This is a genomic window from Pseudomonas nicosulfuronedens (assembly GCF_005877905.1).
Classification (GTDB): Bacteria; Pseudomonadota; Gammaproteobacteria; order Pseudomonadales; family Pseudomonadaceae; genus Pseudomonas; species Pseudomonas nicosulfuronedens.
Window position 1 is genome coordinate 30,104 of record NZ_SWDV01000030.1, and the last position, 23,197, is coordinate 53,300.

Here is a 23,197-nt window from a genome sequence, read left to right on the forward strand (position 1 = left end):
CCGTGGCACAACAGTATTCGCACTACGTCGACGGCCAGTGGCTGGCCGCTACCGACGCGACCCCGAACCGCAATCCGTCCGACCTCTCCGACGTGGTCGGCGACTACGCCCTGGGCGATGCCGCGCTGGTCAACCAGGCAGTGGAGGCGGCCCGCGCCGCTTTCCCGGCCTGGTCCAACAGCAATGTGCAGGCCCGCGCCGATGCGCTGGACAAGGTCGGGAGCGAGATCCTCGCGCGCCGCGCCGAGTTGGGTGCGCTGCTGGCGCGGGAGGAGGGCAAGACCCTGCCCGAAGCCATCGGCGAGGTCGGTCGCGCCGGCAACATCTTCAAGTTCTTCGCCGGCGAATGCCTGCGCCTGGCCGGCGACCTGCTGCCCTCGGTCCGTCCCGGCGTCAGTGTCGAGGTCACCCGCGAAGCCGTCGGTGTGGTCGGCCTGATCACCCCGTGGAACTTCCCCATCGCCATCCCCGCGTGGAAGATCGCGCCGGCCCTGGCCTACGGCAACTGCGTGGTGATCAAACCCGCCGACCTGGTGCCCGGCAGTGCCTGGGCGCTGGCGGAAATCATCTCCCGCGCCGGTTTCCCCAATGGCGTGTTCAACCTGGTGATGGGCCGTGGCAGCGTGATTGGCGAAGCCCTGGTCAACCACCCGCAGGTGGACGCCGTGAGCTTCACCGGCTCGGTCGGTGTCGGCCGGCGCATCGCCGCACAATGCGTGGCCCGTGGTGCCAAGGTGCAGCTGGAGATGGGCGGCAAGAACCCGCAGATCATCCTCGACGACGCAGACCTCGCCAGCGCCGTGGAACTGTCGGTGCAGAGCGCCTTCTACTCCACCGGCCAGCGCTGCACCGCTTCCAGCCGGCTGATCGTCACCGAAGGTATCTACCCGCGCTTCGTCGAGGCCATGGTCGAGCGCATGCGCAGGATCAAGGTCGGCAACGCGCTGCATGAAGGTATCGACATCGGCCCGGTGGTCTCCGAAGCGCAGCTGCGCCAGGACCTGGACTACGTCGAGATCGGCCGCAACGAAGGCGCGCGCCTGCTGTTCGGCGGTGAGCGTCTGGCGCTGGCCACCGACGGCTACTACATGGCCCCGGCGCTGTTCGACGAGACCACCCCGGAGATGCGCATCAACCGCGAAGAAATCTTCGGCCCGGTGGCCAGCATCCTCAAGGTGAAGGACTACGACGAAGCGCTGGCCCAGGCCAACGCCACCGAATTCGGTCTCTCCGCCGGGATCGCCACCACCTCGCTCAAGCACGCGGCGCATTTCAAGCGGCATGCCCAGGCCGGGATGGTGATGGTCAACCTGCCTACCGCCGGGGTGGATTACCACGTGCCGTTCGGCGGTCGCAAAGGCTCGTCCTATGGGCCGCGCGAGCAGGGTCGTTATGCCCAGGAGTTCTACACCACGGTGAAGACCGCCTACGTCGGCGCCTGACCGGCTCAGCGAGCGGCCCTTGCCATGGCCGCTCGCTGCGAAAGCACCCGTAACCCCGATACAAGAACAAAGCAGGGGAACCACCATGACCATCGTCTGCCCGCAGTCGACACGTACCCGCGAACCCAGGCGCTGAACGCGCCGCGAGCTTCCCACTCCGCTCACTTTCGCTGGTAGGTCGTCATGCTGAATCAATCGATCACACATCCGATTGCACATCGCCGCGCCGTCGCGCGCCGGCTTCCCCCGCGCCCGTTCCTTGGCCGCGTCGCGCCGTCTTGCCTGCTCGGCAGACGCCCGGCGGGGCTGTTTTCTTCGCTCCACGCTCTCAAGCACTTCGCCATCCGGCTGCCTGCCGGCCATGGCGCGCACTTTCCTGTGTCGCTCGCGCATGTCGTCAGTACGCGAGTCGGAACGGACGTACCGGCCCCGGCCGCCGTACGTCGGCAAGGAGGCGGTAACGGCTCGCCGCAGCGGGCTGGCTGATAATCTGGCCGGCATGCGCCGGTCGCTCCCATAAAAACAAGACACGAGACGCAATCGATGAGCCAAGCAACCGCCAAACCGACGCATGTGCGTTACCTGATCCTGCTGATGCTGTTCCTGGTAACCACCATCAACTACGCCGACCGCGCCACCATTTCCATCGCCGGCTCCAGCCTGCAGAAGGACCTGGGCATCGACGCGGTCACCCTCGGCTACATCTTCTCCGCCTTCGGCTGGGCCTACGTGGCCGGGCAGATTCCCGGCGGCTGGCTGCTGGATCGCTTCGGCTCGAAGAAGGTCTATGCGGCGGGCATCTTCATCTGGTCGCTGTTCACCTTCCTGCAGGGCTTCGTCGGCTACCTGCCGGTGGCCAGCGCGGTGATCGCACTGTTCCTGCTGCGCTTCATGGTGGGCTTCGCCGAGGCGCCGTCCTTCCCCGGCAACGCACGCATCGTCGCCGCCTGGTTCCCCACCGCCGAACGCGGCACGGCCTCGGCCATCTTCAACTCGGCGCAGTACTTCGCTACCGCGCTGTTCGCGCCGATCATGGGCTGGATCGTCTTCCACTTCGGCTGGGAGCACGTGTTCGTGGTGATGGGCGTGCTGGGCATGGTCTTCGCCGGCATCTGGATGAAGACCATCTACAACCCCAAGGAACACCCGCGCACCAACGCCGCTGAAGTCGCAGCCATCGAGGCGGGCGGCGGTATGGTCGACATGGACCAGAAGCGCGCCAGTGACGGCCCGAAATGGCACTACGTCAGCCAGCTGCTGCGCAGCCGCATGCTGCTGGGCGTGTACCTGGGCCAGTACTGCATCAACGCGATCACCTACTTCTTCCTCACCTGGTTCCCGGTGTACCTGGTGCAGGAGCGCGGCATGTCGATCCTCAAGGCCGGCTTCATCGCTTCGCTGCCCGCGCTGATGGGCTTCCTCGGTGGTGTACTGGGCGGGATCATCTCCGACTACCTGCTGCGCCGCGGCCATTCGCTGACCTTCGCCCGCAAGCTGCCCATCGTCTGCGGCCTGCTGCTGTCCACCACCATGGTGTTCTGCAACTACGTGGATGCCGAGTGGATGGTGGTCGGCTTCATGACCCTGGCGTTCTTCGGCAAGGGCCTGGGTGCGCTGGGCTGGGCGGTGGTGGCGGATACCTCGCCCAAGCAGATCGCCGGCCTCTCCGGTGGCCTGTTCAACACCTTCGGCAACCTGGCCTCGATCACCACGCCGATCGTCATCGGCTACCTGATCAGCGCCACCGGCTCGTTCAAGTGGGCGCTGGTGTTCGTCGGCGCCAACGCCCTGGTGGCGGTGCTGAGCTACCTGTTCATCGTCGGCCGTATCGAGCGGGTAGAGCTGAGCGACGAAGCGCCCAAGTCGCCGCGCCGTGTCGATGAAAAACGTCTGGCCCCGGCCAATTCCTGAGCAGTTCCGGGGGTATTTCGGAGATGAGTGTCATGCAGTTGATCCCGCACCAGGACTCGCCGCGCTACGTGAAATTGCACGCGGACGATAACGTCGCCATCGTCGTCAACGACCAGGGCGTGGCCGCTGGCGGTCGCTTTCCAGACGAACTGGTAGCTGCCGAGTCGATCCCGCAGAGCCACAAGGTGGCGCTGGTGGACATAGCCGAAGGTGCGCCGGTGCTGCGCTACGGCACGGTGATCGGTTATGCGCTGGCACCCATCGCCAAGGGTCGCTGGGTCACCGAGCAGCTGCTCAGCCTGCCGGAGCCGCCGGTGCTGGATGCGCTGCCGCTGGCTACCGACGTGCCGCCCGCCGCCGAGCCACTGACCGGCTACAGCTTCGAGGGCTACCGCAACGCCGACGGCAGCGTCGGCACGCGCAATCTGCTGGGCGTCAGCACCACGGTACAGTGCGTGACCGGCGTGCTGGACCACTGCGTGGAGCGCGCCCGCCGCGAGCTACTGCCCAAGTACCCGCACGTCGATGACGTAGTGGCGCTGACCCACAGTTACGGCTGCGGCGTGGCGATCAACGCGCCGGACGCGATCATCCCGATTCGCACGTTGTACAACCTGGCGCGCAACCCCAACCTAGGCGGCCAGGCGCTGGTCATCGGCCTGGGGTGCGAGAAGCTGCAGCCGGTGCAACTGATGGACGGCGATGCGCTCACCGCCGGCCAGGACGAGGCGCAGTGGCTGTACCGCCTGCAGGAGTCCGGCAACGGCTTCCAGGGCATGGTGGCGCAGATCCTCGATCTGATCGAAGAGCGTCTGGTGGTGCTGAACGAGCGCCGCCGCGAAACCGTGCCGGCCTCGGAGCTGGTGGTGGGCATGCAGTGCGGCGGCAGCGATGCCTTCTCCGGCGTCACCGCCAACCCCGGCCTCGGTGTGGCGGCGGACCTGCTGGTGCGTGCTGGCGCCACCGTGATGTTCTCCGAAAACACCGAGGTGCGCGACGGCATCCACCTGCTCACCGCCCGCGCGGCCACCCGCGAGGTGGCCGAGCAACTGGTCGCCGAGATGGACTGGTACGACCGCTACCTCGCCCGCGGCATGGCCGACCGCAGCGCCAACACGACGCCCGGCAACAAGAAGGGCGGGCTGAACAACATCGTCGAGAAGGCCATGGGCTCCATCGCCAAGTCCGGCAACAGCGCCATCGCCGGGGTCGTTTCGCCCGGCGCGCGGGTGAAGGGCAGGGGCCTGCAATACTGCGCCACCCCGGCCAGCGACTTCATCTGCGGCACCCTGCAACTGGCCGCCGGGATGAACCTGCACATTTTCACCACGGGCCGCGGCACGCCTTATGGGCTGGCCATGGCGCCGGTGATCAAGGTGGCAACGCGCACCGAGCTGGCCGAGCGCTGGCCGGACCTGATCGACGTCGACGCCGGCCGGGTCACCTCCGGGCGCATGACCCTCGACGAACTGGGTTGGGAAATCTTCCAGCTCTATCTCGACGTGGCCAGCGGCAAGGTGCACACCTGGGCTGAACGCCACCGCCTGCACAACGACCTGGTGCTGTTCAATCCGGCTCCGGTGACCTGATCCGCGCCTGAACGCCCGCAGCGCCGCCAGACGCTGCGGGTAGCCCTGAGCTTGCCCGTTCGCGAGCAAGCTCGCTCCTACAAAAAGCTAGAAACCTCGCGTCTGCCCGCTCTGCTGGGACGGGCGGCGCTCACCCTGAAATCCACGATCCGGAGACAACAATGAAAAACTCCACCCTGGGCGCCGCCATCGCCTGCGCCGCCCTCGGCCTGCTCGTGCCTGCCGCCCAGGCTGCCGGCTTCCTCGAAGACAGCAAGGCCAGCCTGACCCTGCGCAACTTCTACATTAACAGTGACAACCGCAACGGCACTGCCGAACCGAGCCGCCAGGAAGAGTGGGGCCAGGGTTTCATTCTCAACTATGCCTCGGGCTACACCCAGGGCACCGTGGGGGTGGGCGTCGACGCCATCGGACTGCTCGGCGTCCGGCTGGACAGTGGCGGCGGCACCCACTACGAATCCGCCAGTCAGCAGGCCGGCACCGTGTTCCCGTCGAAAAGAAACGGCGAGGCGGTGAACGATTTCAGCAGCTTCGGTCCGACCCTCAAGGCGAAGATTTCCAGCACCGAACTGCGCTACGGCACCCTGATGCCCAAGCTGCCGGTGGTGACCTACAACGACGGTCGCCTGCTGCCCGGCACCTTCGAGGGCGGGCAGGTGACCAGCGCCGACATCGACAACCTGAGCCTGGTGGCCGGCAAGCTGGAACACACCCGCGGGCGCAACTCCAGCGACTGGCGCGGCCTGTCGATCCAGGGCGCCAACAGCGGCGCGACGGCCCGCGACAGCAACGAGTTCTACTATGCCGGCGGCGACTACAAGCTGAGCAAGGACCTGACGCTGCAGTACTACTACGGCCAGCTCAGCGAGTTCTACCAGCAGCACTTCCTCGGCCTGCAACACAGCCTGAACCTCGGCCCCGGTGTGCTGAAGACCGACCTGCGCGCCTTCGACAGCGATTCCGATGGCAAGAACGGCAGCACCTCAGGGCAAGCCGACGGCTACCTCTCCAGCGGCTACTACGGTAACCGGGTGACCAAGGGCGAGGTGGACAATCGCACCTACAGCGGAATGTTCACCTACAGCCTGTCCGGACACAGCTTCGGTGCCGGCTATCAGGTCATGAACGGTGACAGCGATTTCCCGTACCTGAACCGGGGCGACGGTGCCAGCGGCAGCGCCTACCTGATCACCGACGTGCAGATCGGCAAGTTCCTGCATGCCGGCGAGCGAACCTGGGTGGCGCGCTACGGCTACGACTTCGCCCAGGCCGGCCTGCCGGGCCTGACCTTCGCGGCGATCTACCTCAAGGGCGACGACGTGAAGACCGCCAGCGGCGACGAGGGCGAGTGGGAGCGCGACCTGACGCTGTCCTATGTGATCCCCGAGGGCAGCTTCAAGGGGCTGGGCTTCTCCTGGCGCAACGCCATGCTGCGCAGCGGCCTGCCCGCCAGCGGCTCCGGCACGCCGACCCAGCGCGACCAGGACGAGAACCGCCTGATCGTCAGCTACACCTTGCCGTTGCTCTGACCGCAAACTCGACTGGTAGGAGCGAGCTTAGGGCGGATAACCTGGAACAGGTTATCCGCCATGGTAGCCATCGACTCCAACGGCGGATAACGCTGGCGCGTTATGCGCCCTACGGGTCGGAAGATGGACTCACATACTGGCGCCGATCTGTAGGAGCGAGCTTGCTCGCGAACGGGCTGACGCCGGTCTGCCTTACAGGGCACGCAGGTTAGTGCGTACAGGCCAAAAAAAGCCCCTCCGGCGAGGGAGGGGCTTGGGGCTGTTCGCGAGCAAGCTCGCTCCTACGAGAAGCCTGTCAACCGCGCGAGGCTTTCCAGCGGCGGATCACCAGTTTCTCCAGTTCCACCGCGAAGAACACCGCGATGCCGATGCCCAGCGAGATCAGCCAGCCGCTGAAGGGCAGGGCGACGGTGTGGAAGGCGGTCTGCATGAAGGGCACGTAGATCACGAAGCACTGCAGCAGGATCAGCGCCAGGGTCACGGTGAGCAGCGCGCCGTTGCGCAGCAGCGCCGTGTTCAGCGAGAACTCTTCCTGCAACCGGCAGTTGAACAGGTAGGCCCACTGCGCGGTAACCAGGGTGTGCAGGATCATGGTGCGGATGTGGTCGGTGTCCTGGCCGTTGCTGACCATCCAGGCTTCCAGCAGGAAGGCCGCGGCGGTGAGCAGGCCGCCCACATAGAGCACCCGCCAGACCGCGAAGCCGTTGAGGATCGATTCCTTCGCGTTACGCGGCGGCCGACGCATCATCCCCGGCTCGCCGGGCTCGAAGGCCAGGGCGAAGGACAAGGTGGTGGAGGTCGCCATGTTCATCCAGAGAATCTGTAGCGGCGCCAGCGGGATCACCGCGCCGGCGAGGATCGCCATGACGATCAGCAGGCCCTGGGCCATGTTGGTCGGCAGGATGAACAGCACGGTCTTCTTCAGGTTGTCGTAGACCCGGCGGCCCTCGCGCACGGCGCCGGCGATGGTGGAGAAGTTGTCGTCGGTGAGCACCATGTCGGCGGCTTCCTTGGTCACCTCGGTGCCCTTGATGCCCATGGCGATGCCGACGTCGGCCTGTTTCAGCGCCGGGGCGTCGTTGACCCCGTCGCCGGTCATGCCGACCACTTCCTCGTTGGCCTGCAGTGCACGCACCAGGCGCAGCTTGTGCTCGGGGCTGGTGCGGGCGAACACCGAGTACTGCATGGCGAGGGATTTCAGCTGGGTATCATCGGCCTGTTCCAGCTCCTGGCCGGTCATGGCGCGCAGGTCGTTGCCCATGCCGAGCATGCCGGCGATGGCCACGGCGGTGTCCGGGTGGTCGCCAGTGATCATCTTCACCTGGATGCCGGCGCGCTTGCACAGCGCGATGGCCTCGATGGCTTCCGGGCGCGGCGGGTCGAGCAGGCCGGCAACGCCGAGGAAGATCATGCCGTCCTGTACGTCCTCGTGGTCGATCACGCCGTCATCGGGCTGTACCGGCTTGTAGGCGGCGGCGAGCATGCGCAGGCCTTGCCCGGCGATGAAGCTCATCTCGCGCTCCCAGTACTCGCGGTCCAGCGGCTCCACGCCGTTGGCACCGAGTTGCTGTTGGCACACGCGCAGCAGCACGTCGGGCGCGCCCTTGAGGTAGATCAGGCTCTGGCCGGCAACGTCGCAACGGCGCGCCATGTACTTGTAGGCGGAGTCGAAGGGAATCTTGCCGAACTTCTGGAACTCGATCTCCGGCAGGTCCGCCTTGCGCGCCAGGACTTTCAGCGCGCCCTCGGTGGGGCCGCCGACTACACCCCAGCGCCCTTCGTCATTGAGTTGCAGGCTGCTGTCGTTGCAGATGTCGACCGCGCGGATGAGGGCATCCAGCGCACCGTGCTGCGACCAGTCGAGCTCGTCGCTGGTACCGCCGAAGGTGATGCGGCCCTTGGGCTCGTAGCTCTGGCCTTCGACGCTGTAGAGACCGTTGGCGAGCAGCACGCTCTTCACGGTCATCTCGTTCATGGTCAGGGTGCCGGTCTTGTCCGAGCAGATCACGCTCATGGCGCCCAGGGTTTCCACGGTCGGCAGCTTGCGGATGATCGCCTTGTTCTGCGCCATGCGTTGCACGCCCAGCGACAGGATGATCGAGACGATGGCCGGCAGGCCCTCGGGGACCGAGGCCACGGCCAGGCTGATCAGCGACAGCAGCAGTTCGCCGAACGGGTAGTCGTGCCAGAAGAAGCCGATGATGAACAGCGCCACCATCATGCCGATGATCAGCTGGAAGATGCGTTTGCCCAGCTCGGCGATCTGCCGCAGCAGCGGGGTTTCGCTTTCGTCGACGTTGGCGATCAGCTTGTTGATGCGGCCCAGTTCGGTATTGCCGCCGGTCTCGATCACCACGCCGCGGGCGTTGCCGGCGCTGACGTTGGTGCCGGAGAAGCCGAGGTTCAGGCGGTCGGCCAGCAGCGCTTCGGTGTCCAGCGCGTCGGCCTGCTTGCCGACGGTGAGTGATTCGCCAGTGAGCATGGACTCTTCGACCTGCAGGTGGTGCACGTCGAACAGGCGCACGTCGGCGGGAATCTTGTCTCCGGGGCGCAGGATGACGATGTCGCCGGGTACCAGCTGGCTGGCGTCCAGTTCGATCTTCTTGCCGTTGCGCACCACGTGGGCGGTGCTGCTGAGCATGCCGCGCAGGGCGGCGAGGGATTTCTCCGCCTTGTTCTCCTGGAAGAAGCCGATGCCGGCGTTGATCACTGCCACCAGCAGGATGACGATGGTGTCGGTCCAGTGGCCCATCAGCGCGGTGGCCACGGCGGCGGCCAGGAGGATGTAGATCAGCACGTCGTTGAAGTGCCGGGCGAAGCGCAGCCAGAGTGGGTCGACGTCCTTGGCCGGCAAGGCGTTGGGGCCGACGCGCAGCAGCCTCGCCTCGGCTTCGTCGGGGGAGAGGCCTTCCGCGCTGGTCTGCAGATCGGCCAGGGTCTGGTCGACGCTCTTGCGGTACCAGTCGGTGGTTTGTGGTTTGCCGTCGGTGGTTTGCTGTGCAGTCATGCTCTGACTCCCGGCTCCTGCCAAGTGGGAAAGGTGATTAACTGCAGGGAAGCGTAGACCTAGGAAATCGCTGTAGGACTGTCATACCTCAAGATTCGGCCGATCCTCGCTGAACCATGGCTGAACGAAGCTGAATGGAAGATTTGAATCTGAATATGCGGACCTTGTCCGCGATCGCGGGCGTGGCCCGCTCCTACGAAGAGCGCATCGGCGAGCTCAGGGTTATCCCTTCATGCCAACCCTGTAGGAGCGAGCTTGCTCGCGAACAGAAGGTAGGGCGGATAACGCGCCAGAGTTATCCGCCGGTGGCGCGTCTGGCGGATAACCTGTTCCAGGTTATGCGCCCTACGAAACTCATGGCCGCTCGGACCCATCCGGAGTTGGATGAAAACATCGCGGACGGAGTCCGCTCCTACGAAGAGGCCAATTCCTGTGTCCCGCCCACCCGACTGGCCTGCCGCCAGCGGTTCGGTGTGCAGCCCGCCAGCTTGCGAAAGCTGCGGCAGAAGTGGGACTGGTCGGCGAAGCCGCATTCCTGGCCGACCTGGGAGATTGGCGCGTCGCCGCTGGCCAGCAACTCGCGGGCACGGTCGATGCGCAGGCGCAGCGCCCATTCCCGTGGCGCGAGCCCGGTGGCCTGTTTGAAGGCGCGGGAAAAGTGGCTGCGCGACAGGCCGCACTGCTCGGCGACATCGGCAATGTACAGGCGGCTGAGCAGGCTGCCGGCGAGGATGTCCTTGGCCTTGCGCTCCTGCCAGGGGGCCAGGGCGAGGCGTTCGCCGGTATCTGCTCCATCGTTGCGGGGCTCAGGCAGCCGGTAGTGTTCCAGCAGGTGCTGGCAAAGGCGCTGGCTGGCCTGGTGGAGGCCGTCTCCCTGGCTTTCCAGCTCCTCCATGAGCTGCCGGACCAGGCGGTGGGTCTGGGGGGCGAGCATGGTCGCTACCTGGTGGGCAGGTGCGGGCATGGCGTCTCTCTTCTGTTAGCTTCCAGCGGCGGCGTAAAGCGGCTTCGATTAAGGAAAAACACAAGGTAAATCAAGGTGATCCGATGCTCAATCGAATTGCGCTCAGAGGCCGCCATCAAGCACATGCGTCCAATAAGATCGCTGTGTTACGTGGTCGACTGGCGAGGCCCTCGTCTTGTGCAAAGATGCCCACTCCCACAGCCCCGAGCGACCAGCCATGAACCGAAACGACCTGCGCCGCCTGGACATGAACCTGCTGGTGATCTTCGAATCCCTGATGCTGGAGCGGAACCTCACCCGCGTCGGCGAGAAGCTGTTCATCACCCAGTCCACCGTCAGCGCCGCCCTGGCGCGCCTGCGCGACCTGTTCGACGACCCGCTGCTGGTGCGCGCCGGCCGCGCCATGGAACCTACCAGTCGGGCGCTGCACATCTTCGAGGAACTGCGCCCGGCGATGGATGTGATCTCCGCTGCGGTCAGCCGCGCCAAGACCTTCGAGCCTGAGAGCAGCTGCAACGTCTTCCGCCTGGGCCTCTCCGACGATGCCGAATTCGGCCTGTTCCCCGCGCTGCTGGCGCGCCTGCAGCAGGATGCGCCGAACATCACGGTGGTGGTGCGCCGCGCCAACTTCCTGTTGATGCCGGCGCTGCTGTCTTCCGGCGAGATCACTGCCGGAGTCAGCTACACCACTGATCTGCCGGCCAACGCCAAGCGTCGCAAGCTGCGCGATATCGGCGTGAAGGTGCTGCGCGGTGACAGCCGACCCGGCCCGCTGAGCCTGGACGAATACTGCTCGCGGCCGCACGTGATGGTGTCGTTCTCCGGCGACCTGAACGGCGCCATCGATCTGGACCTGGAGCGCATCGATCGCCGTCGTCGCGTGGTGCTCGCCGTGCCGCAGTTCGGCAGCCTGCGCGCGCTGCTGCGCAACACCGAGATGATCGCCACCGTCCCTGACTACGCGGCCTGCGCGCTGGTGGAAGACAGCTGCCTGCGCGCCGAAGACCCGCCGCTGGAGATCAAGCCGGCTGAGCTCTCCCTGGTCTGGAGCGCCGCCCACGACAACGACCCGGCCGAACGCTGGCTGCGCGAACGGATGGTCGAGTACATGAGCGCGCCGGTGCCGTGAACGGAATTCATCGGCATTTGTAGGATGGGTGGAGCGCAGCGATACCCATGCCGATGGAGCAGGGTAATGATGGGTATCGCTCCACTCCATCCTGCGACGTGCTTTTCCAGTGGAATCCTCAAGCGGGTCTTACCCGTAAACGGCTCAGAATCGTGAGGCGAATAACCTGGAACAGGCTATCCGCCGGTTCAGTTGTGGCGGATAACGCTGGCGCGTTATCCGCCCTGCGCAGGTGGGGCCGCAGGCTCAGAACATGCCCTTGATCGGGTACTCGATGATCACGTAGATACGGTCGATATCCGCGCCACCCTGGGCGTCGTTGGCGCGGTGGGAGACCTGCGCGACGCTCAGTGCCAGGTCCTTGGCCGGGCCGGACTGCACTACGTAGCGAACATCCAGGTCGCGCTCCCAATGCTTCCCGCCATCACCGTAGGCGGGCTGGCAGGCGCCGCCTTCCATGGGGTTGTAGGCGCCGCCGCAAGGGGCGTGGGTGCCGTCGATGTCACTGCCGCGCACATAGCGCGCCGAGAGGGTCAGCCCGGCAAGGCCGGAGCTGGCGCCGTCCCACTGGTAGCGGGCCTGCCAGGAGCGCTCGCCGGGGCCGTTGAAGTCGGCGTACTTGATGGAGTTGGCGAGGTAGATAGAGTCGCCGCCGACGAAGTCGAATGGCGTGTCGCCGTCTATCTGCTGGTAGCCCAGGCTCAACGCGTGACTACCCAGCGCGACCTTGCCCAGCAGGCTCCACGCCAGGGTGTCGATGTTCCCGGCACGGGCGCTGCCGGCGTCGCCGGTCTTGTAGAGGTTGGCGTCCACCGACCAGCGACCGAAGCGGCCGTTGAGGTTGGCATAGGCCTGGTGCCAGACGTCGTCCAGCTGGCTGGCGTAGAGCGCGCCGCCCCAGGTGGCATCCGGCGCGCTCCAGGTGGCGCCGGCCAGGCTCAGGCCGCCGAAGCGGGTGCTGGCGCCGTAGCCTTCGAACTCGCCGTGGCTGGAGCTGGAATTCTGGTTCTTGAAGGCGGTGAAGCGCCCGGCTTGCAGGCGCAGGCCCGGCAGGCTCCGGTCGTCGAGAAACCAGCCGGTGGCGTATTCGGGTTGCAGGCGCTTGTCACCGGTGTCGAACACCGGGGTTGCCACTTCCATCTCACCCCAGGCGAGGCTGGTTTTCTCGTGCACCAGGCGCAGCGCGCCGCCGGCATCGGAGTACTCGCTCTCGCTGCGGCCGTCGCTGTCCAGCGGCAGCAAACCGGTGCCGGCGTGACCTCGGCCACCGTCGAGCTTCAGGCCAAGGAAGGCGTGGGCATCGACGCCCAGGCCGATGGTGCCGGGCGTGACATCGCTGCTGAACCTGCCGATGAAACCCTGCGCCCATTCGCGCCGCAGGCTCTGGCCGTTGGGGCCGGGGCTGCGGTAGTCGTTGTCGAGGAAGTAGTTGCGCGACAGCAGCGACCAGTCGGCGGCCTGGGCCTGGGTGCAGGCCAGCGCCAGGAGGCAGGGTATCAGCGGGCTTTTCACGGGCGCGGCTCCATCAGGGCTGTCACGAAACGGGGCAGGGGAAGGCGATAAGCGCCGGGGCCGGCGATCGCCAGGCCGGTGAAGAGAATCAGCATCCACCAGGCGAACTGGCCTTCTTCCAGCGACCATTGCGGATGGACGAACAGCAGCGCCACCAGCAGCACGGCGATCACCGGCAGGCAGGCGAGGCGCGCGAAAACCCCGAGGATCAGCAGGATCGGGCAGAGCACTTCGGCGAACACCGCCAGCGCCAGGGTCGGCACGGCGCCGAGGCCGAAGGGGTCTTCGATGTGCTGCAGCTCGCTTTGCCAGTGCAGCAGCTTGGGTAGCCCGTGTACCTGCAGGAGCAGCAGGGCGGCTGTCACCCGCATGAACAGGAGCGCCAGGGCAGGGGAGCGGTCGTGGGTCGGCATGGTGGGTTGTCCGGGGCAAAGAAAAAGGGCGGCAATGCCGCCCTTTTTCTGGCGCTCAGGCTCAGTGGCCTTCGCTGGCGTTGAACATGGACTTGGCGTAGATCAGGCCCAAGCCATAGGCGCCGCCGTTCTCGATGGCGGTCTTGACGGTCTGGTTGTAGGTTTCGCCGCGAGCCCAGTCACGCTGCAGCTCCAGCAGGTATTGCACGGAGGTCATGGGGCGGGCGCCCAGTTGGATCATTCGTTGCATCGCCATCTCGTGGGCCTCGGTGGAGACATCGCCGCAGGCGTCGGCGATCACGTAGACCTCGAAGCCCTGGTCAATGGCCGACAGGGCTGGGCCGACGATGCACACGGAGGTCCAGAGGCCGGCGAGGACGATCTTCTGCTTGCCGAACTTGTTCACTTCCACGGCGATGCGCGGGTCTTCCCAGGTGTTCATGCTGGTGCGGTCGATGACGTTGTGGTCGGGGAAGACCGACTTGATCTCGTCGAACATCGGGCCGGAGAAGCTCTTCTCGGCGACGGTGGTGAGGATGGTGGAGACGCCGAATTCCTTGGCCGCCTTGGACACCAGGGCTGCGTTGTTGCGCAGGGTCACTGCGTCGATGGACTTGGTGGCGAAAGCCATCTGCGACTGGTGGTCGATCATGATCAGGGTGTGATCGGAAGGGTTGAGCAGGGTCTTGCCGGGAACGGCTTTGGCGATGGCGGTCATGGGGGTCGTCCTTCTGGATGATGGGGTTCAAGTGGTCGTTGGGTCCGGTCCGTTGTGGTCGGTGCCGAACCGTGGAGGCATCTTTGCCGATCGGCGAAAGGTGCGGAACAGACAGCCTTGCAGGGGCACTTTGCAGTTCTGCAAGGCCTGCCCGCAGGCTGCATTGGGCAGACTATGGTGTCGCCGGCCTGGCATTTATTGGACCTGTGTGCTCAGCCCGGCCGGCGCAGAATGATGCAAATGTGCGATTCGCCGACGCGGTGAATGGGTACAGTGGTTTTTTCCTGATACCGGGGCACGCGAGACCGCCAAGCCCCGTTTGCGTGCGAGTAGAAGAATGAAAACAGTGGCCATGGTGCTGTACGACGATGTGCTGGCGCTGGATGTGACCGGACCGATGGAGGTGTTCTCCATGGCCAATCGCTACTTGCCGCCGGAGCGGCATTACCGTCTGCTGACAGTGGCGACGAAGGCCGACGGTGTGCGTGCCTCCAGTGGCTTGAAGATGAGCGCCGACCTGCCGCTGGAAGCGCTGCTCGCCGGTGTGGACCTGCTGCTGGTACCCGGCGGACCCGGTGCCTACAACGGCGACAACCAGATGCTCAACGCCTGGCTGCCGACAGCGGCGCGCGCCGCGAAACGCTATGGTGCAGTGTGCACCGGCGCCTTCCTGCTCGGCGCCGCCGGGTTGCTCGACGGCTACCGCTGCACCACCCACTGGAACTACCTGGAACGGCTGGCACAGCTCTACCCGCGCGCTCAGGTACAGGCCGAGCGCATCTACGTCATCGACCGCAACCTGATCACCTCCGGAGGGGTCACCGCTGGCATCGACATGGCGCTGGCAGTAGTCGCCGAGGACCATGGCAAGGAGATCGCCCTGGAGGTCGCCAAGGTGCTGCTGGTGGTGCTCAAGCGCCAGGGTGGTCAGACCCCGTTCGGCCCGCTATTGGTCTCGGTGGTGCGCGACGGCTCAGTGATCGCCCGCGCCCAGGCCTACGTGGTGGACCACATCGACGAGCCGCTGACGGTGAACCGCCTGGCCGAGCGGGTGGCCATGAGCCCGCGCAATTTTGCCCGCGCCTTCCAGCGCGAGACCAGCATGACGCCCATGCAGTACGTGCAGAGCGCGCGCATCGACCACGCGCGCAAGCTGCTGGAGAGCAGCGACCTGCCGCTCAAGCAGGTAGCCTGTCGCAGCGGCTTTGGCAGCCCTCGGCACATGCGCACGGTGTTCGGCGAGCGCATCGGCATGACACCGAGCCAGTATCGCGAGCAATTCGGCTTCGCCTGATGGCAGTGCGCCGCAATTTTCGCGGGTTGACCGTCTGGCGCACCCAAGTTGGCCGAATCCTTCCCCCCGCGGGAATTGCGCTGTCACACGGGGGCGGGAGAATACCCTGACCAATCATCAGGGGCGCGTCACCTCGGTACTGGCCAGATCGCCTGGAGGACCCGTTGTAGAGCGATCCGTCAGATCCGCAGACGTGAGCAGGACATGAGCGCAAGCACGGAAAACCGCACCGAGACCATCCTGCAGTTCGGTCGCTTCCAGTTTCACCCCTACAAGCGCCAGCTGTTGCAGGGCGATCGCCCGGTGCGTATCGGCAGCCGGGCGCTGGACATTCTCCAGGTGCTGATCCGCCAGCCCGGCGAGATCATCGGCAAGGATGTGATCATCGGGGAGGTCTGGGGTGACACCGTGGTCGAGGAGATCAACCTGCGTGTGCACATCGCGGCCCTGCGTCGTGCCCTCGGCGAAGGCCGCACGGGTGAGCGCTACATCGCCAACGTGCCGTTGCGCGGCTATGGCTTCGTCGGTGTGGTGGAGAGCGTGGTCGCTCCGGCGCGGGCGGTGACACGGCCTTGCGAGGTGCGCGCCAGCAACCTGCCGGTGCTGCTGATGGGCCTGGTCGGCCGCCAGGCGCTGCTTGAGCGGGTGGTGAAGCAGATGCCCGCCACGCGCCTGATGACCCTGGTCGGCCCCGGTGGCATGGGCAAGACGTCCCTGGCGATCCACGCCGCCGAGCAGCTCGGCAAGCATTTCAACCAGGTGCGCTTCCTCGACCTGTCCGCAGATCCCGACGGTGTCTCCCTCAGCCAGAGCCTCGCCATTCTCCTGCGCGAGCCGGCCCCTGAAGCGACCCTGCTGTTGCTGGATAACTGCGAACACCTCGCCGAGCGCTGCGCCGAGGCGGTGGAGCACCTGTTGCGCCTGCACCCAGCACTGAGCATCCTGGCCACCAGTCGTGAGCCGCTGCGCGCGGAGGGCGAGCGCGTGGTACGCCTGCCGCCGCTGGAGGTACCTGTGCAGGACGATGCGCCGCTCGCGCTGGCCATGTGCAGTTCGGCAGTGCAACTGTTCGTGATGCGCGCGCGGGAGGTCTGCGACCGCTTTGAACTCAAATCCGGGCAAGTGCGCGCGATCATCGACATCTGCCGGCGGCTGGACGGCATTCCCCTGGCCATCGAGATGGCCGCGCGGCAGGTGGGAATCCTTGGCCTCGCCGGGCTGCCGGCACTGCTGGACACACCGATGCAACTGTTGATGCCCGGCCGCCGCACCGCCCCGGCGCGCCAGCAGAACCTGCGTGCGACCTACGACTGGAGCTACGGCCTGCTCGACGCTGCAGAGCAGCGCTGCCTGGGGTTGCTCGCCCAACTGGCGGATGACTTCACCCTGGATACCGCGGTCGCCTCGCTGGATGACAAGCGCTGGTGCCGCGAATGCGTGTTCGCCGCCGTGCGGCAACTGGCGGACAAGTCGCTGCTGTGGGTGGAGCAGGGCGAGTGCGAGGTACGCTACCGCGTGCCGAACACGGCCCGTGCGTACCTGCGCCAGGTCGAGGTCGCCAGCTCTGCGGCCTGATCCGCTCCTGCAAGAGCCTGGCCTCCCGTTCTTCCCGTCGCGCACATTGACGCTTTTCGTAGGACCGAGGGGGACGCCTAGTCCTTGCTCGCGAACCGCCCAATACCGGATCGACCCGCGTGAAGCGGGTTCGCGAGCAAGCTCGCTCCTACAAGTCGGCTCATCACCACAGTAGGGCCCCAACCCAGCACATGCGTCCAATAGGCCGGCAGCTTCCTCGTTCATAGTGACCGGACCTCAATCATGAGTCCGGGACACCCATGAGCGCCGAAACCATCGATCTGAACAGCGTGGTGACGCTGGTGGTGCACCACAAGGTGCGTTGTGAAGCCCTGCCCAGCTACGAGGCCTGGCTGCGCCGCACTGTCGCCGCGGCGCGCCGGCAGCCGGGGCACCTGGGTGTGAACGTGATCCGTCCGGACGGCGAGGGCGCGATGTTCACCACCGTGGTGCGCTTCGCCCGCGCCGGCCAGCTGCAAGCCTGGATCGACTCCCGCGAGCGCGCCGAGCTGGTCGCCGAAGTCCTGCCGCTGCTGGAAGAGGGCGATCACCCACTGATCCACAACGACGCCGAATTCTGGTTCACCCCCGAGCACGGCAACGTGCGCCAGCCGCCGAAATGGAAGCAGGCCCTGCTCACCTATCTGGTGATCAGCCCGCTGACCATGGTCATCCCGCCGCTCTGGGGGCCTGCGTTCGAGCGCTTCCCGGTGCTGGCCGGCGTGGTGCCGAGCAACCTGCTGGTGACCCTGTGCATCGTACTCCCGGTGGTCTACCTGATCATGCCGTGGGTGACCCGTCGCTGTGCCGGCTGGCTGAATGCCAACTGAGCTTTCCCTCCCCAGGCGCCCGCGTGGCGCCCGTATCCCATCGTCCTGCATGGCAGGCAGAGGAGTTTCCATGAGCACTTTCGTTACCCGCGACGGCACCGAGATCTATTACAAGGACTGGGGCAGCGGCAAACCTGTGCTGTTCAGCCACGGTTGGCCGCTGGACGGCGACATGTGGGAATACCAGATGCAGTACCTGAGCAGCCGCGGCTACCGCACCATCGCTTTCGACCGTCGCGGTTTCGGTCGCTCCAGCCAGCCGTGGAACGGCTACGACTACGACACTTTCGCCGATGACATCGCCGGCCTGATCGAGCACCTGGACCTGCGTGACGTGACGCTGGTGGGCTTCTCCATGGGCGGCGGCGACGTCAGCCGCTACATCGGCCGTCATGGCACCTCCCGCGTCGCCGGCCTGGTCCTGCTGGGCGCCGTAACGCCGATCTTCGGCCAGTCCGCCGACTTCCCCCAGGGCGTCGAGAAGGGCGTGTTCGACGGCATCAAGGCCGGCCTGCTGCAGGATCGCGCCCAGTTCATCGCCGACTTCGCGGCGCCGTTCTACGGCACCAACCATGGCCAGAAAGTCTCCGACGGCGTGCTCACCCAGACCCTCAACATCGCTCTGCTGGCGTCGCTCAAAGGCACGCTGGACTGCGTCAGCGCCTTCTCCGAGACCGACTTCCGCGCCGACCTGGCCAAGGTCGACGTGCCGACCCTGGTCATCCACGGCGACGACGACCAGATCGTGCCGTTCGAGACCACCGGCAAGCTGGCCGCCCAGCAGATCGCGGGCGCTGAACTCAAGGTCTACGCCGGCGCACCCCATGGCTTTGCCGTGACCCACGCGCAACAACTCAACGAAGACCTGCTGGCCTTCCTGCAATACTGAGGTACCCGAATATGAGCAACGCAGACCTGATCCTGTTCAACGGCAAGCTGCACACCGTCGACCCGGAGCGCCCGCACGCCACGGCCGTGGCCATCGCCGACGGCAAGTTCCTGGTGGTTGGCACCGACGCCCAGGCGATGGCCTACCGCGACGAGTCGACGAAACTGGTCGACCTCAACCGCCGCACCGTCATCCCCGGCCTCAACGACTCGCACCTGCACCTGATCCGCGGTGGCCTGAACTACAACCTCGAACTGCGCTGGGAGGGCGTACCGTCGCTTTCCGACGCGCTGGAGATGCTGCGCCTGCAGGCCCAGCGCACGCCGTCGCCGCAGTGGGTGCGCGTAGTGGGTGGCTGGAACGAATTCCAGTTCGCCGAGCGCCGCCTGCCGACCATCGAGGAATTGAACAAGGCGGCGCCGGATACCCCGGTGTTCGTCCTGCACCTGTATGACCGCGCACTGCTCAACCGCGCTGCGTTGCGCGTCGTTGGCTACACCAAGGACACCCCGAACCCGCCCGGCGGCGAGATCGTCCGTGACAGCAACGGCGAGCCCACCGGCATGCTGATCGCCCGTCCCAACGCGATGATCCTTTACGCAACCCTGGCCAAGGGACCGAAGCTGCCGCTGGAGTACCAGGTCAACTCGACCCGCCAGTTCATGCGTGAGCTGAACCGCCTCGGCCTGACCAGCGTGATCGACGCCGGTGGCGGCTTCCAGAACTACCCGGACGACTACCAGGTGATCCAGCAGCTGGCCGACGCCGATCAGCTCACCGTGCGCATCGCGTACAACCTGTTCACCCAGAAGCCCAAGGAAGAACTGGCGGACTTCAAGAACTGGACCAGCAGCGTGACCTACGGCCAGGGCACCGACTTCCTGCGCCACAACGGCGCGGGCGAGATGCTGGTGTTCTCGGCGGCGGACTTCGAGGACTTCCTCGAACCGCGTCCGGACCTGCCCGGCACCATGGAAGCCGAGCTGGAGCCGGTGGTACGTCACCTGGTCGAACAGCGTTGGCCGTTCCGCCTGCACGCGACCTATGACGAGTCCATCTCGCGCATGCTCGACGTGTTCGAGAAGGTCAACCGCGACATTCCATTCAACGGCCTGCCGTGGTTCTTCGACCACGCCGAAACCATCACGCCGAAGAACATCGAGCGGGTGAGGGCGCTGGGCGGCGGTATCGCCATCCAGGACCGCATGGCCTTCCAGGGCGAGTACTTCGTCGATCGCTACGGCAAACAGGCCGCCGAGGCGACGCCGCCGATCAAGCGCATGCTGGCCGAAGGCGTGCCGGTGGGCGCAGGTACCGACGCCACCCGCGTGTCCAGCTACAACCCCTGGACCTCGCTGTACTGGATGGTCAGTGGCAAGACCGTGGGCGGCCTGAGCCTCTACCCGGAAGGGCTGAGCCGTGAAGTGGCGATCCAGCTCTTCACCCACGGCAGCGCCTGGTTCTCCAGCGAGCAGGGCAAGAAGGGCATGCTCAAGGCCGGCCAACTGGCGGACCTGGCGGTACTCTCGGAGGACTTCTTCAGCGTCGAGGAAGAGGCGATCAAGACCATCGAGTCGGTGCTCACCGTGGTGGGCGGCAAGATCGTCCACGGCGACCGAGAATTCGACAAACTGGCCCCGCCGAGCATCCCGGTGGTGCCGGAATGGTCTCCGGTGGCCATGGTCCCCGGCCACTGGCGGCCGCAGGCTCCGCTGCAGCAGGCCGTGCACCAGTGCATCGGCTCCTGCGGTGTCCATGGCCACAGCCATGAACGGGCGCGTACCAAAGACGTGCCGGTAAGCGACTTCGCCGGGTTCTGGGGCGCCTTCGGCTGTTCCTGCTTCGCCTTCTGATGGAGTAACGGTGCGGTCCGCAAGGGCCGTATGCCGATCGCGGGGCATGGCCGGCTCCTGCAAGGCCACGAGCGCTTCAACCCAACCTGCAGGAGCGGGCCACGCCCGCCAACCGCCCAGCGCCGGCCCCTCCGGCGCATCCCCTCTGTAACAAGGCTTTTCGCCATCCCCATCGATAGCCTTTTACCGTCCGAGCCAATCGAAAACTGCAATAGCAGCCTCGCCCAGTTGATCTATCTTCTGATGGGTTGTGCGAATACAAGGCGCCAACGATAGGCGCCCCCAAGGAGCCTGCAATGAGTGAAGAAAAGAAAGGTAGCTGCCCGTTCCACCAGACCGCTGGTGGTGGTACTTCCAACCGTGACTGGTGGCCGAACCAGCTGAGGCTGGACCTGCTGCACCAGCATTCTTCCAAGTCCAACCCCATGGGTGAGGACTTCAACTACGCCGAGGCCTTCAAGACCCTCGACCTGGAAGCGGTCAAGGCCGACCTGCGCGCCGTGATGACCGACTCCCAGGACTGGTGGCCGGCCGACTTCGGCCACTACGGCCCGCTGTTCATCCGCATGGCCTGGCACGCCGCCGGCACCTACCGCATCGGCGATGGCCGTGGCGGCGCCGGCCGTGGCCAGCAGCGCTTCGCCCCGCTCAACAGCTGGCCGGACAACGTCAGCCTGGACAAGGCCCGCCGGCTGATCTGGCCGATCAAGCAGAAGTACGGCGCCAAGCTGTCCTGGGCCGACCTGATCGTCCTCACCGGCAACGTCGCCCTGGAATCCATGGGCTTCAAGACCTTCGGCTTCGCCGGCGGCCGCGAAGATGTCTGGGAACCGGACATGGACGTGTACTGGGGCGAGGAGACCACCTGGCTGGGCGGCGACAAGCGCTACACCGGTGAGCGAGACCTGGAAAACCCTCTGGCCGCCGTGCAGATGGGTCTGATCTACGTGAACCCCGAGGGCCCCAACGGCAACCCCGATCCGGTAGCCGCTGCCCGCGACATCCGCGAGACCTTCGCCCGCATGGCCATGGACGACGAGGAAACCGTTGCCCTGATCGCCGGCGGCCACACCTTCGGCAAGACCCACGGCGCGGGCCCTGCGGACAACGTCGGCGTCGACCCGGAAGCCGGCGGCCTGGAAAGCCAGGGCCTGGGCTGGGTCAGCAAGTTCGGCACGGGCTCGGGCGGCGACGCCATCACCAGTGGCCTGGAAGTCACCTGGACGTCCACACCGACGCGCTGGAGCAACAACTTCTTCTGGAACCTGTTCGGCTACGAGTGGGAACTGACCAAGAGCCCGGCCGGCGCCCACCAGTGGCAACCGAAGAATGGCGCGGGTGCTGGCAGCATTCCCGATGCCCATGACAAATCCAAGCGCCGCGCGCCGTCGATGCTGACCACCGACATCTCGCTGCGCGTCGACCCGGCCTACGAGAAGATTTCCCGTCGTTTCTACGAAGATCCCGAAGCGTTCGCCGACGCTTTTGCCCGTGCCTGGTTCAAGCTGACCCACCGCGACATGGGCCCGCTGGCTCGCTACCTGGGCCCGGAAGTGCCGAAGGAAGAGCTGATCTGGCAAGACCCGATTCCGGCGGTCAACCACCCGCTGGTGGATGATGCCGACATTGCTGCGCTCAAGGCCAAGGTGCTGGCTTCGGGCCTGTCGGTCGGCGAGCTGGTGTCCACTGCCTGGGCTTCGGCCTCGACCTTCCGTGGCTCCGACAAGCGCGGCGGCGCCAACGGCGCGCGCATCCGCCTGGCGCCGCAGAAGGACTGGCCGGTGAACCAGCCCGAACAGCTGGCCAAGGTGCTCGGCGTGCTGGGTGAAATCCAGTCCGAGTTCAACGCCTCCGCTGCTGGCGGCAAGAAGATCTCTCTGGCCGACCTGATCGTCCTGGCCGGCGATGCCGGCGTGGAAGAGGCCGCGCGCAAGGGTGGCCACAAGGTCAGCGTGCCGTTCGCGCCGGGCCGCATGGACGCCAGCCAGGAGCAGACCGACGTGCACTCGGTGGGCATGCTGGAACCGGTGGCCGATGGCTTCCGCAACTTCCAGAAGTCGAAGTTCTCGGTGCCGGCCGAAGCGTTGCTGATCGACAAGGCGCAGTTGCTGACCCTGACCGCGCCGGAAGTCACCGCGCTGATCGGCGGCCTGCGTGTGCTCGGCGCCAACACCGGTGGCTCGCAGAACGGCGTGTTCACCGCGCGCCCCGGCACACTCAGCAACGACTTCTTCGTCAACCTGCTGGACATGGGGACGGTGTGGAAGCCGACCTCGGACGCCAACGACCAGTTCGAGGGCCGCGACCGCAAGACCGGCGAAGCCAGGTGGACCGGCAGCCGCATCGACCTGCTACTGGGATCAAACTCCCAGCTGCGGGCGTTGTCGGAGGTCTATGGTTGCTCGGACGGCGAACGCAAGTTCGTCCATGACTTCGTCAAGGCCTGGACCAAGGTGATGAACCTCGACCGCTTCGACCTGCCGCGCTGATCGGGCAGGGAAGAGCAAAGGCCCGCGAACGAGCGATCGTTCGCGGGCCTTGT

The 23,197-nt window shown here is 66.0% G+C and carries 16 protein-coding genes; 11 read left to right on the forward strand and 5 right to left on the reverse strand.

Features of this window, described 5'->3' with window-relative positions; all coding sequences use genetic code 11:
* The first annotated feature begins 2 nt into the window (after positions 1 to 2).
* The 4 genes from FAS41_RS21305 to FAS41_RS21320 all read left to right on the forward strand — a co-directional run bounded on the left by FAS41_RS21305 (position 3) and on the right by FAS41_RS21320 (position 6,471).
* On the forward strand, positions 3 to 1,442 hold the full coding sequence (locus FAS41_RS21305; RefSeq protein WP_138525421.1) for an aldehyde dehydrogenase family protein: 1,440 nt from the start codon (positions 3 to 5) through the stop codon (positions 1,440 to 1,442).
* Between the two features lie 543 nt (positions 1,443 to 1,985).
* On the forward strand, positions 1,986 to 3,353 hold the full coding sequence (locus FAS41_RS21310; protein ID WP_138525422.1) for an MFS transporter: 1,368 nt from the start codon (positions 1,986 to 1,988) through the stop codon (positions 3,351 to 3,353).
* Positions 3,354 to 3,385: 32 nt separating this feature from the next.
* A complete protein-coding gene (gene garD / locus FAS41_RS21315; RefSeq protein WP_138525423.1) occupies positions 3,386 to 4,942 on the forward strand; it encodes a galactarate dehydratase in 1,557 nt (518 codons plus the stop codon).
* 161 nt (positions 4,943 to 5,103) lie between these two features.
* Positions 5,104 to 6,471 carry an OprD family porin gene (locus FAS41_RS21320; protein ID WP_138525424.1) on the forward strand — a complete coding sequence of 456 codons (1,368 nt, stop codon included), beginning with the start codon at positions 5,104 to 5,106 and terminating at the stop codon, positions 6,469 to 6,471.
* A 295-nt stretch (positions 6,472 to 6,766) separates the two neighbouring features.
* Here FAS41_RS21320 and FAS41_RS21325 read toward each other — a convergent pair whose 3' ends face one another.
* Together FAS41_RS21325 and FAS41_RS21330 are read right to left on the reverse strand one after the other, a co-directional pair.
* Entirely contained in the window at positions 6,767 to 9,478 is a 2,712-nt protein-coding gene (locus FAS41_RS21325) for a cation-transporting P-type ATPase (RefSeq protein ID WP_138525425.1), read from the reverse strand.
* A gap of 412 nt (positions 9,479 to 9,890) precedes the next feature.
* Entirely contained in the window at positions 9,891 to 10,442 is a 552-nt protein-coding gene (locus FAS41_RS21330; protein WP_138525426.1) for an AraC family transcriptional regulator, read from the reverse strand.
* 217 nt (positions 10,443 to 10,659) lie between these two features.
* Between FAS41_RS21330 and FAS41_RS21335 the strand changes: the two genes are divergently transcribed.
* The gene (locus tag FAS41_RS21335) at positions 10,660 to 11,571 is read left to right on the forward strand and encodes a LysR substrate-binding domain-containing protein (RefSeq protein WP_138525427.1); all 912 of its coding nucleotides are present in this window, start codon (positions 10,660 to 10,662) and stop codon (positions 11,569 to 11,571) included.
* A 246-nt stretch (positions 11,572 to 11,817) separates the two neighbouring features.
* On the opposite strand, the gene FAS41_RS21340 is transcribed toward FAS41_RS21335, so the two are convergent.
* From FAS41_RS21340 to FAS41_RS21350, 3 genes are all read right to left on the reverse strand, one after another.
* The gene (locus FAS41_RS21340) at positions 11,818 to 13,083 is read right to left on the reverse strand and encodes an OprD family porin (RefSeq protein ID WP_138525428.1); all 1,266 of its coding nucleotides are present in this window, start codon (positions 13,081 to 13,083) and stop codon (positions 11,818 to 11,820) included.
* On the reverse strand, positions 13,080 to 13,496 hold the full coding sequence (locus FAS41_RS21345; protein ID WP_138525429.1) for a DoxX family protein: 417 nt from the start codon (positions 13,494 to 13,496) through the stop codon (positions 13,080 to 13,082). The genes FAS41_RS21340 and FAS41_RS21345 overlap by 4 nt, the downstream gene beginning before the upstream one ends.
* A 61-nt stretch (positions 13,497 to 13,557) precedes the next feature.
* Complete coding sequence (locus tag FAS41_RS21350; RefSeq protein WP_138525430.1) at positions 13,558 to 14,214, reverse strand: hydrolase; 657 nt, start codon at positions 14,212 to 14,214, stop codon at positions 13,558 to 13,560.
* A gap of 337 nt (positions 14,215 to 14,551) precedes the next feature.
* Here FAS41_RS21350 and FAS41_RS21355 point away from each other — a divergent pair, with 337 nt between their 5' ends.
* The 6 genes from FAS41_RS21355 (at position 14,552) to katG (ending at position 23,144) form a co-directional block, all read left to right on the forward strand.
* Positions 14,552 to 15,508 carry a GlxA family transcriptional regulator gene (locus FAS41_RS21355; RefSeq protein ID WP_171049529.1) on the forward strand — a complete coding sequence of 319 codons (957 nt, stop codon included), beginning with the start codon at positions 14,552 to 14,554 and terminating at the stop codon, positions 15,506 to 15,508.
* Between the two features lie 204 nt (positions 15,509 to 15,712).
* Complete coding sequence (locus tag FAS41_RS21360) at positions 15,713 to 17,083, forward strand: ATP-binding protein (RefSeq protein WP_138525431.1); 1,371 nt, start codon at positions 15,713 to 15,715, stop codon at positions 17,081 to 17,083.
* Positions 17,084 to 17,343: 260 nt separating this feature from the next.
* Positions 17,344 to 17,913 carry a putative antibiotic biosynthesis monooxygenase gene (locus tag FAS41_RS21365; protein ID WP_138525432.1) on the forward strand — a complete coding sequence of 190 codons (570 nt, stop codon included), beginning with the start codon at positions 17,344 to 17,346 and terminating at the stop codon, positions 17,911 to 17,913.
* A 70-nt stretch (positions 17,914 to 17,983) separates the two neighbouring features.
* Positions 17,984 to 18,802, forward strand: coding sequence for an alpha/beta fold hydrolase (locus FAS41_RS21370; protein ID WP_138525433.1), 819 nt, complete (start codon positions 17,984 to 17,986; stop codon positions 18,800 to 18,802).
* A gap of 11 nt (positions 18,803 to 18,813) precedes the next feature.
* Complete coding sequence (locus FAS41_RS21375) at positions 18,814 to 20,655, forward strand: amidohydrolase (RefSeq protein ID WP_138525434.1); 1,842 nt, start codon at positions 18,814 to 18,816, stop codon at positions 20,653 to 20,655.
* Between the two features lie 296 nt (positions 20,656 to 20,951).
* Positions 20,952 to 23,144, forward strand: coding sequence for a catalase/peroxidase HPI (katG, locus tag FAS41_RS21380; RefSeq protein ID WP_138525435.1), 2,193 nt, complete (start codon positions 20,952 to 20,954; stop codon positions 23,142 to 23,144).
* The last annotated feature ends 53 nt before the right edge of the window (positions 23,145 to 23,197 follow it).